This window comes from Leclercia sp. Marseille-Q4284, assembly GCF_916618945.1.
Lineage (GTDB): Bacteria > Pseudomonadota > Gammaproteobacteria > Enterobacterales > Enterobacteriaceae > Enterobacter > Enterobacter tamurae.
The window spans coordinates 2,924,779-2,935,540 of the sequence record NZ_CAKAKG010000001.1; the positions used below are offsets into that span (position 1 = coordinate 2,924,779).

General features: G+C 54.1%; 9 protein-coding genes, 1 other RNA gene and 1 pseudogene. 3 read left to right on the plus strand and 8 right to left on the minus strand.

All coding sequences use genetic code 11. The annotated features are described in order from the left end of the window. Nucleotides 1-144: 144 nt before the first annotated feature. Nucleotides 145-3,111 (minus strand): autotransporter outer membrane beta-barrel domain-containing protein, encoded by a 2,967-nt coding sequence (locus LG383_RS13830; RefSeq protein ID WP_225759395.1) that lies wholly within the window; start codon nt 3,109-3,111, stop codon nt 145-147. Nucleotides 3,112-3,592: 481 nt separating this feature from the next. Continuing rightward, nucleotides 3,593-4,201, minus strand: coding sequence for a YitT family protein (locus tag LG383_RS13835; RefSeq protein WP_106992174.1), 609 nt, complete (start codon nt 4,199-4,201; stop codon nt 3,593-3,595). Between the two features lie 84 nt (nt 4,202-4,285). Between LG383_RS13835 and LG383_RS13840 the strand changes: the two genes are divergently transcribed. Beyond that, a complete protein-coding gene (locus LG383_RS13840; RefSeq protein WP_225759396.1) occupies nt 4,286-5,707 on the plus strand; it encodes a PLP-dependent aminotransferase family protein in 1,422 nt (473 codons plus the stop codon). A gap of 125 nt (nt 5,708-5,832) precedes the next feature. Here LG383_RS13840 and LG383_RS13845 read toward each other — a convergent pair whose 3' ends face one another. The 3 genes from LG383_RS13845 to ffs form a co-directional block, all read right to left on the minus strand. Beyond that, nucleotides 5,833-6,051, minus strand: coding sequence for a hypothetical protein (locus LG383_RS13845; RefSeq protein ID WP_106992172.1), 219 nt, complete (start codon nt 6,049-6,051; stop codon nt 5,833-5,835). Further along, entirely contained in the window at nt 6,048-6,299 is a 252-nt protein-coding gene (locus tag LG383_RS13850; protein ID WP_039032396.1) for a hypothetical protein, read from the minus strand. Before LG383_RS13850 ends, LG383_RS13845 begins: the two co-directional genes overlap by 4 nt. 304 nt (nt 6,300-6,603) lie before the next feature. Continuing rightward, nucleotides 6,604-6,700: signal recognition particle sRNA small type (ffs, locus tag LG383_RS13855), an RNA gene on the minus strand. A gap of 176 nt (nt 6,701-6,876) precedes the next feature. Here ffs and LG383_RS13860 point away from each other — a divergent pair. Continuing rightward, nucleotides 6,877-7,191: pseudogene (locus tag LG383_RS13860) on the plus strand (MGMT family protein); the annotation flags it as partial. 33 nt (nt 7,192-7,224) lie between these two features. Here LG383_RS13860 and LG383_RS13865 read toward each other — a convergent pair. Beyond that, complete coding sequence (locus tag LG383_RS13865) at nt 7,225-7,794, minus strand: YbaY family lipoprotein (RefSeq protein ID WP_106992170.1); 570 nt, start codon at nt 7,792-7,794, stop codon at nt 7,225-7,227. Between the two features lie 208 nt (nt 7,795-8,002). Between LG383_RS13865 and tesB the strand changes: the two genes are divergently transcribed. Next, nucleotides 8,003-8,863 carry an acyl-CoA thioesterase II gene (tesB, locus tag LG383_RS13870; RefSeq protein WP_106992157.1) on the plus strand — a complete coding sequence of 287 codons (861 nt, stop codon included), beginning with the start codon at nt 8,003-8,005 and terminating at the stop codon, nt 8,861-8,863. 97 nt (nt 8,864-8,960) lie between these two features. Here tesB and amtB read toward each other — a convergent pair whose 3' ends face one another. Both amtB and glnK read right to left on the minus strand, forming a co-directional pair. After that, nucleotides 8,961-10,247: an ammonium transporter AmtB gene (gene amtB / locus LG383_RS13875; protein ID WP_225759398.1), complete on the minus strand. Its 1,287-nt coding sequence runs from the start codon at nt 10,245-10,247 to the stop codon at nt 8,961-8,963. A gap of 33 nt (nt 10,248-10,280) precedes the next feature. Beyond that, nucleotides 10,281-10,619, minus strand: a complete 339-nt coding sequence (glnK, locus tag LG383_RS13880) for a P-II family nitrogen regulator (protein ID WP_032616849.1) — start codon at nt 10,617-10,619, stop codon at nt 10,281-10,283. Between the last annotated feature and the right edge of the window lie 143 nt (nt 10,620-10,762).

Here is a 10,762-nt window from a genome sequence, read left to right on the forward strand (position 1 = left end):
TCAAAAGTATTGGATGTTATAAATTTAAATATAAAAGCGAAGGCGCACCTACACTTTTTATTACATTAACCTTACGAAACGCCTTGATGAAATTAAACGGCACCATGGAAACCATGATGCCGTTGGGATAATTTTTCTTCCAAATTAAAAATGGTATTTGATTCCCAGTGAACCCCGACTTTCACTGTACTTGTTATGTCCGACCTGATGGCCGGCATCAACCCACAGGGACAGCCGATCGTTCATCTGACCTTCAACACCCAGGCGCGCTTCAAGAAGATTTTCGCTCCCCATCATGGCATTCTGTTCGCCGTTCATCCTGACGCCAAACGCGCGGGTATTATGTATCCAGTTGGTTTCAACGTACGGCTTAACCTTGTTCGACATCCCTTTTTCAGGATTGGCCTCCATCCAGGCGCGAATCCCCAGTTGAGTCATCACATTCCCGTCCCCAGTACTGCTGACACGAGTACCCTGTTCTTCCTTAACATCGTCGGCTTTGACGTTCATCAACACGGCCTGCCCTCGAGGCTCCAGCCAGTAGCTAAAGTTTTCTGATCGACCAACCGGCAGTGAATAACCCGCTTCCAGCGAGGCGGTAACGCCGCGGGAATGGTATTTTTCAGTACGCATTTCGTGGCCGGAGACTTCATTGTCGAACCAGTTATAAAGCATCCAACCATCTAACCAGGCCCCGGTGCGCGTGGCCTCATCGGCAAACCAGGTCGCGTAGAGCCCAGCGCTATAGCCATTGACTTTACCCCGTGAGGTGTAGCCGGTAACCTGTGACCGCGACTTGCTGTTGCTGCTGCTGTAGCCTGTCATCAGGCCCAGTCGCATACTGTCCTGCCCCGTAGTGCTCCAGCGCGCGACGTCTCCTCCAAGCAGCAGAGTATAGTTATTGCTGCGGCTGATAAGCTGTCCGCCCCCCTCCTCGAAACGCGTGTGCGAGGCGTTATTACGCATCCACATTGTGGTGTCGTGGCGATCGCCAGTGACGGGATCAACCCAGGTTTGCTCGCCCTGACGGTCGTGAAGACGCGTCATAAAGAGCGTGTTAGCCGCAGCGATGTTGGCGATATAGCTACCGCTCTCAGGGCGATAGACTTTTGTGTAATCGTAGCTTCCGGCACTCCCGATACTGTTTCCGGCCTCCTCTTCGGCAGGCACATCAGCGGGTTGATCGGGCGTATCATTATTGCCCGTGTTAATGGATTCATCGCCAGGTACGGCTGCCCCCTCTTCACCTCCGTCTACGGCTTCTGCCGGCGGCGTCACCGGTGTTGCCGGGGTATCACCAGAACCAGATTCGTTTACCTCTGTCTCCGTCCCGGAGGCAGGCGGCTCGGCTTCTTCGGCTGCGATATCATTTACGCTGTTACTCAGATACCAGTTATTGCCCTTCTGAACCAGGGCGTAGTCGTAAAGGCCAATCCCAACGCGACGATCCAGAGCGAACTGTCCGCTTGACGTACCACCCACCGAAATCAATTCGATGCCCTTATCTGTGTGGTCACCGTGGCCATAAATGTTATTGAACTTCACGCTGGTTTTACCGCTGGTATCGCCGTTAACAATCATCCGGTCTCCCGGTGAGTCATTATCGCTGTTAAGGGTGACGTTCATCACCAGCGTGCCGCCATTACCACTGTAGTTACCGTCTATCGTCAGGGTTTTAAACTGTGATGAGGAGGTGTTCAAAAAGTTAATTTGACCATCGTTAAGTGCCAGGCTGGAGAGGGTCGAACTGCCGGTCATATCCCAAAGGCTGTTCGCCCCGTTCAGTGCAAGATTGACGCTGCCGTCATTAAGGGTAGATACCGTACTGTACAGATATGAGTTATCTTCGGTGCGTAAATCTATAGCGCCGTTATCGGCGATGATATTTCCCCAGGCGGTTAAGGTTTGATCCTGCATCGTTATGCGACCGCCGTCCCTGGCAAGGAACGTGGTCGCGATATCTGCATTACGCAAATCTCCCAGCTTCACGCTGCCGTTCAAATCAATGGTGCTGTTGCCCTGGGCGCCGATATAGATTGCAGAAGAGGGTGTTTCAGACGTGTTGTCGATGGCCGCCGTAAAGGCACCGTCAACCACAATGCGGGAAGTGACATCCGCCACGTTATTTTGCGACATCAGAAAACGGTCCGTATCGTTAACAGAGGCATCGCTGTACATCGTTATCCAGCTGTCGCTCAACTGCACGAGGGCTCCGTCGCTGGCAACAACACCCGTCACACCCTTTTCGCCCCCCTCATAGCGGTATAACGTTACGGCGGTTCCGCCCTGTAAAGCGATATTTGCCCGCTCACCGCTGGCAGAAACTGCGGTTAATGTGCCATTACCCGATACGGTAAGATCGGTATAATCGCTCGCGCTTATGATGCCATTATCTGCGACCATCCCGTTAATGGCGGCATTAGTGCTTTCGCTATTGATGACAATGGATGACTTATTAAAAGCAATATTCTGTCCTACCGCCTGAATGCCGGTCGCATCTCCACTTGTCACAACATTAAGTCCGAGATCACCCAGTCGCACGTTGACATCCTGTTCAGTATTACAGGATGTGCCCGTACTGCATGCGGCTAATACTCCTACCGCATTACCGGAAAAGTTATTAAGCGTGAGCCGGGTGAGCCCGGAAAAGTCAATAAAGGAGCCTGTAACATTATCGGCTGGGGCAATAGTATTAATGCCATACATTTTTGCCATAGCGCTGCCGTAGTTTTCGTCACTCCCGATAATATCTATATCACGTGCAGTTATTGCGCCGCCGCCTTCTACAGTAAGGATATTCGCACTATTAAAGGAATTAACGGTAGAGCCCTCACCGAGATCGATAGTAGCCCCCTGGGTATAAACAATATATCTGGCTAAGGTGGAGGAGATATCACGGCTGTCAACCGTTACACTACCATTCACTTTGATGTCGCCATCATTGATTTTAATTGTTGACGCCGGGGCAGTAACCGACTGATTGAAAGACCAAATTGCCGAGAATCTTTCCTCATCGGAAATTTCCATCTCAGTTGCAAAAACCGAAAAGGGTAAGAGTGAGCAAGATATCATCGCCGCGAGAGGTTTTTTACGAAAATCAACGTAACGCATCTACTTTATCCATATAGTATTGTGAAACCTTCCCCTGCAATTAAATAAATCCACAGGCTTTTATCACAAAATTTAAATTTACCGTCATCAATAGTTTATTAAGCACTCATGGCGCTTCATTGCTTTTATTTTTCAGGAACTCGCCGTCTTAAACCTGACTGCTTTAATGCTCTCCTTAAGCAATGAATTATAACCATAGATGCTGTGTGGTCTTTCGCAAGCTCGACTATCGTAAATTCGTGTACACTGTTTTCAATTGAAGTGATGAACTAAAAACTTTTTACAACTAATAATGAGTTGTCGTATAAATTATGTGAATTTATGAATGATGAAATCGCTGCCAATCTGTTTTTAGTTTCAACCTAAAAAAACAGAAAAAGCCCGGACATTTTTAATGTTCCGGGCTGGCTGAGTTTTCAATATTATTATTACAGCGGCGCTCTATTATTCTGCTGAGATCCGAAAAGACGCGGTCGCAATATCAGACAACGCGCTCAGGCTGTGGAACTAACGTACGCGGCTTCTGACGAAACCACGGCAGACAGATCTGGATCAGCGGGCCGATGCTTAAGGCATACAATACGGTCCCCACGCCAAATGTGCCTCCCAGCACCCAGCCCAACAGCAGGACTGAAACCTCAATCGCCGTACGCACGCTGCGAACTGACCAGCCGGTACGAGCATTGATCCCGGTCATCAGGCCATCGCGCGGCCCGGCGCCAAACCCGGCCCCGATGTACATCCCGGTCGCCAGCGCATTGACGATCACCGCGCTGATCAGCAACAGGCTGCGTGCCACCAGGGAGTCGATAGCCGGGATAAACGTCAGCGCGACATCGGCAGCCAGGCCAATGACAATTACGTTACTGATGGTGCCAAGACCCGGGCGCAGTCGCAGCGGGATCCACAGCAGCAGCACCAGCACGCCGGTGAGGATGATGACGGTGCCAATATCCATTTCCAGCAGTTTTGCCACTCCAATATGGAAGACATTCCACGGATCGGCGCCCAAATCCGATCGTATAAACATCGCCGTTGACAGCCCATACAGGCTTAATCCGACGTAAAGCTGAAGTAATCGACGTAACATGATCTTTCTCCGGTTAGCTATGCTTTCATCATTACCTGAAATGGCACTATGATTAATGTCCAGTTTTGAAAAAGTGGACTGCTTATGTCATCGCGTCGATTTGGAAGTCAGTCATTAGTTCGCCTGTTGGGCCACTGGCAGCAGGAGGCCTCCCGTACCCCGCTGTGGCGTCAGCTTGCCGATGCGCTGCGCCTGCTGATCCTCGACGGCAGGCTGGCGCTGGATACGCGCCTGCCGGGCGAGCGCGAACTGGCCTTAACCCTGGAGGTGAGCCGTACCACCGTCAGCAGCGCCCTTGCGCATCTGCGTGATGAAGGCTACCTCGAAAGCCGCCATGGCAGCGGGTCGCGCGTGATCCTGCCCGACAGCCGCACGCCCCCCACCCGCGCCAACGCCAGTGCGGCGTTGGATCTCTCTACCGCCGCCCTGGGTGCCGGGCCAGAGATCCATCAGGCCTATACCCACGCCCTGACCGCCATGACGCCGCATCTGACGCAAACCGGCTACGATCAGCTGGGGTTGCTGGCGCTACGCGAGGCCATCGCCGCGCGCTATACGGCCCGGGGTCTACCTACCCGGGCGGAAGAGGTGATGGTGGTTAACGGTGCGGTCAGCGGGCTGGCGCTGGTGCTGCGGATGTTCACCGGACCCGGCGATCGAGTGGTGGTGGATCACCCCACCTACCCGCTGGCTATCGCCGCCATTCAGGGGGCTTCCTGCCGGCCGGTTGGCGTATCGCTGCCGGAGACCGGGTGGGATATTGACGGCTTTGCCGCCACCCTCGCCCAGACCGCGCCGCGCCTGGCGTACCTGATGCCCGACTTTCACAATCCCACCGGCCGCTGCATGGACGCGGGCAGCCGGGAGGCTATCGCCGCCATTGCCGCCCGGGCCCGTACCACGCTGGTGGTGGATGAAACCATGGTTGATCTCTGGTTCGATGCCCCCCCGCCGCCGCCGCTGGCCTCTTTCTGCCCGAACGGGAATGTCATTACTCTCGGCTCGGCGGGAAAAAGTTTCTGGGGAGGCCTGCGTCTGGGCTGGGTTCGTGCTCCGGCGCGCACCATCGCGACGCTGGCACAAACCCGCGATACGCTCGATCTCGGCTCGCCGCTGCTGGAGCAGCTGGCCACCCTGTGGTTGATTGAAAATGGCGACGCATTTTTACCCGCCCGGCGGCAGATGCTGCGCGAGCGACGGGATCGCTGTGGGGTGTTACTGCGGGAACACTTCCCGGAGTGGCGTTTCCAGATGCCGGAGGGTGGGCTCTCCTACTGGGTGGAGCTGCCGGATATGCTGGCAACCCAGCTGGCCACCCGCGCCGAAGCGGCTGGTATTCATCTGGGAACCGGGACGCGCTTTGGCCTTTCTGGTGCCTTTGACCGTTATCTACGGATGCCCTTTTCGCTGGAGCCAGCGGAGCTGGAAAGTGCGCTGATGCGGATCAAGCCGCTGTGGCTGGCGCTGAATAAAAGCGGGCAATCATTCAAACGCCCCCTTGTATAACGTCTGCAACAGCAATAGTTATTACCGGAAAAAGTGAGCGAGCGCACAAATAACCACGCAGACGAGATGATTTAAAAATGTCTGACTGTAATCGTTACAGTCAGACATTTTCAGCAGGGAGGAAGTCAGTGCTGAGCAGGGATAGGAAAACCTTTCAGGGAAATAACAAAACTATCGCCTTCTTTCTTTATTTTCGCGCCGGTATCACACCAGTCAGACGCAATTCGAAAGAACTCATCACTGCCAACATCCCAGCCCAGACGGACATGTTTGACATAGCCAGAGCGCAGAAGCGTGCAGGCTTCCAAGTAGCTGCTGGCGGTTGATTGCTGATGTTGTTTCATTTTTTCTTCTTCAGAATTTTTCTTAATGCTTTGATTTCTTTAGGAGTAAAAGGTGCTACGCTCTCTTCTTCCGTATGTTGATTGTCGATATCCTCTTCCGTTACTCCCGCCTCGTCTGCTACAGCAAAGGCCATTTGCAGCAGTTTCTCTGTGGTAACGCTAAGATTCTCATTATTCACTTCTGCGTAATGACGAAGCTTCTCTTTCAGCGCTTCGTCAATTTTTACATTCAGCACGGCAGTGGTCATGGTGGCTACATCCTTGACATCAATTTATTAAATTAATACACGAAGTTATCATTATTATCCAGATATATATTGCCTGCTTATATATCATAAAAATGTCACACTTACCCTGCACGCCATTTATGACAAAATAATGACAACCACATTTCAGTATGATGACAATTAAGAAAATAAACAGGCTGGCTGAGAAATATATAATGTACTTACTGTTGTTAAGGGTAAAGCGTCGACATCGGGCTGATGGCCTGAGAAGGCTGAATGCGGAGTGGATACGAGAAGTTTTGCCGAAGGCAGAAATGGGTGGGGGCCCTGCCAGCTACATCCCGGCACACACGTCGTCTGCCCTGGCTGCTTCCTTCCGGACCTGACCTGGTGAACAGAGTAGCGTTGCGGGAGAACCAACAGAGCCCCCATTGAGAGCGTTGTTAACCAACGCGCTGGCGCATTATCACTGTACCAGATAGCAATTGCAAGTTAACCGCGTCCGGGTGATGTTTTATTGCGCAAAGCGTTTACAGAATGCACGTTTTCTTCCTGTCTTACCGGGTAATCTCTATCATGCTCTCAACACAGGAGCACAAAAATGGACGAACACGACTCTTTTCCCCAGCGGGTCTGGCAGATAGTAGCCTCGATTCCAGAAGGTACCGTCACCACCTATGGCGAAGTGGCACGACTGGCGGGTTCTCCGCGCGCAGCACGGCAGGTAGGTGGTGTGCTTAAGCGGTTACCGGAAGGAAGCACCCTGCCCTGGCATCGGGTGGTGAACCGCCACGGCGCGATCTCCTTAACCGGCCCCGATTTACAGCGTCAGCGTCAGGCGCTGCTCAGCGAAGGGATACAGGTATCAGGCAGTGGGCAGATTGATTTGCAGGCGTACCGCTGGCGGTATTAAAAAGCCCCTCTCAGGCGAGAGGGGCTGGAGAGATTAAAGCTGGGTAGGCGCCGGGGTGGCCGTAGACGGGCTCACCTGAGTTGGCGAGGTGGAAGGTACGGTAGTTGGCGCACCGCCACCAGGCTGCAACGGCAGCGAGGTCTGCTGCACAGGTACCAGGACCAGATCGGCTTTAGTACCACCCTGATTGATTACCGGTTTCACGATGTCAGTCATCAGCACAACTTTATCGTTAATGGTGATCGCGGCACTCAGCAGGATCCGCGCGTTAGGCTGCACATCCGCCGGGTTAAACGGCAGTTCAAACTTGAACGGGGCCTGTTTACCTTCAGTACGGGTCGCCCGCTGTGCTAACACTTTAGATGGCGAATCCGCCAGCGAAGCATCAGACAGGGTGACGGTTAATACCGCATCTGGCGGCAGAGCCACTTTCTGACGGATCCAAATGGTCCCGGAAACATTAGGCTGCTGAATAGTTGGCTGCGTCGCCACGCCAGCAGTATTTGGGTTTGGCGCTGGCGTCTGGATGTCTGCACTTTTATCCGCGCAGGCAGAAAGAGCAACCGCTACCGCTAAACCACTTAACACGTGCACGAGTTTCATTGAGTTCTCCTTATCATCAATGCACCAGCGGGATCGATACCGCCAGATGAGTGGTTAATACCAGGTTAACGGAAGTAAGTGTGGCACACATCAATTATTTATGCCTGGAATCTCCCTGTTATTCAGATTATTGCACCCATCGGACCACTTCCAATTCTGCGTTATACTCTGCCTATCTTTCGCCACGGCGTTTTAATTGAGGACGACTATGAGTCAGGCACTAGGCAATCTGCTGACATTATTAAACCTGGAAAAAATTGAAGAAGGACTCTTTCGGGGACAAAGCGAAGATCTGGGCTTGCGCCAGGTATTCGGCGGTCAGGTTGTAGGGCAGGCCCTCTACGCAGCTAAAGAGACAGTACCTGCAGAACGCTTTGTGCACTCCTTTCACAGCTACTTTTTGCGCCCTGGCGACAGCCAGAAACCGATCGTTTATGACGTAGAAGTCCTGCGCGACGGCAACAGCTTCAGCGCCCGCCGCGTGGCGGCAGTGCAGAACGGCAAGCCGATCTTCTATATGACCGCGTCGTTCCAGGCCCCGGAGCCGGGCTATGAGCATCAGAAAACAATGCCCCCAGCCCCGGCGCCGGACGAATTAAAGTCTGAAACGGACATTGCCCGTGCGCTGGCGCATCTGCTGCCCCCGCAGGTTAAAGAGAAGTTTCTCTGCGACAAGCCGCTGGAGATCCGCCCGGTTGAGTTCCATAACCCGATGAAGGGCCATACCGCCGAACCGGCGCGTCAGGTCTGGATCCGCGCCAATGGCACAGTGCCGGAAGATTTCCGCGTCCATCAGTATCTGCTGGGTTACGCGTCCGATTTCAACTTCCTGCCGGTTGCCCTGCAGCCGCACGGCGTGGGCTTCCTTGAGAAAGGGATGCAGGTTGCCACTATCGATCATTCGATGTGGTTCCACCGTCCGTTCGATATGAACGACTGGCTGCTGTACAGCGTGGAGAGCACCTCGGCGTCAAGCGCGCGCGGGTTTGTTCGCGGTGAGTTCTATACCCAGGATGGGGTGCTGGTGGCGTCTACGGTGCAGGAAGGGGTGATGCGCAACCGGGGATAATGGTATGTGCGGCCTGATGCCCTCACCCTGACCCTCTCCCACGGGGAGAGGGAACAAACACTAAAAACGGCAACCGAGGTTGCCGTTTTGCTGTTTATCAGGCGTTATACGCATTCTCGCCGTGGCTGTTGACGTCCAGACCTTCGCGCTCCTGCTCTTCCGGTACGCGCAGACCCACCGTCATATCTGCCAGTTTGTAGCCGATAAAGGCCACTACACCCGACCAGACTACCGTGAGGCCGATACTTTCCAGCTGCACCAGTACCTGATGACCCATGGTCACGCCTTCTGCGTAGCCGACACCGCCCAGTGAGGTAGAGGCGAAGAAGCCAGTCATAAGGCAGCCAACGATGCCGCACACGCCGTGCACGCCAAACACATCACAAGGATCGTCCACACGCAGAACACGTTTCAGCGCAGTGACGCCCCACAGACCCGCCAGACCCGCCACGATACCGATGATCAGCGCGCCGCCAACACCGACAAAACCACAGGCCGGGGTGATACCAACCAGACCGGCAATGGCTCCGGAACAGGCACCCAACAGGGAAGGTTTACCGCGTACTGCCCACTCGCCAAAGATCCACGAGAGGATTGCGCCCGCCGTGGCCACAACGGTGTTCACGAAGGCCAGCGCCGCGATTTCGTTTGCTGCACTGGCAGAACCGGCGTTAAAGCCAAACCAGCCGAAGTAGAGGATCGCGGTGCCGGTAAAGACCATCGGCAGGTTGTGCGGCTTGAAGGCTTCTTTGCCAAAACCGACGCGTTTGCCGATCAGGTATGCACCCACCAGGCCCGCCACTGCGGCGTTGATGTGCACCACGGTGCCGCCGGCAAAGTCCAGCGCGCCATGGGAGGCCAGCAGACCGCCACCCCAGACCATATGCGCCACCGGCACATAGGAGAGCGTCAGCCATACCACCACGAAGATCAGCACCGCGGAGAAGCGAATACGTTCCGCCAGCGCCCCGACAATCAGCCCAACGGTGATACAGGCGAACGAGCCCTGGAACGCGACGTGGATGTATTGATAGAAACTGCCCATAACCGCGGTCAGCTCGATATTCTTCAGCATCGCCCAGTTAAAGCTGCCGAAGAAGGCGTTGCTCTCCCCGAAGGCCAGCGAGTAGCCGTAGACCACCCACAAAACACACACCAGCGCGAAGGTGACCGTCACCTGGGTGAGCATGGAGAGAACGTTTTTACCGCGGATCAGGCCGCCGTAAAACAGCGCAATCCCCGGAATGGTCATAAACAGCACCAGCGCGGTGCAAATCATCATAAAGGCGTTATCGGCTTTGTCTGCCACCGCCGGTGCAGCCATTGCCAGCCCCGGCAGCAGTGCCAGAGACCCCAGACCTGCTTTGAGTGTTGTTGTGTTCATTTTCTCGATCCCTATCACTGTGTGCCTGATGTTTTACAGTGCCGCTTCGTCAGCTTCGCCGGTACGAATGCGAATAACGCGCTGCAGCTCAGCAACGAAAATTTTGCCGTCGCCAATTTTGCCGGTGTAGGCTGCTTTACTAATCACGTCGATAACCTCATCCAGCTGATCGTCGGCGATTGCCACGTCAATCTTCACTTTTGGCAGGAAGTTGACGCTGTATTCGGCGCCCCGGTACAGCTCCGCATGACCCTTCTGTCGCCCAAAGCCTTTCACCTCGGTGACGGTCAGTCCCTGAATACCCATTGAAGAGAGTGCTTCACGCACGTCTTCGAGCTTGAATGGTTTGATGACCACGGTAACCAGCTTCATATATCCCTCCAGTCAGAATTCGGTAATGGCTCGCGAACTGATTAGGTATTGCAAGGGATGTGCCAGAATTGAAAAAGGAGGAAGGATGAGGCGTGGCGACGTGATGGCGAAAAAAAACGCACCATGACAGTGCATGATGCGTT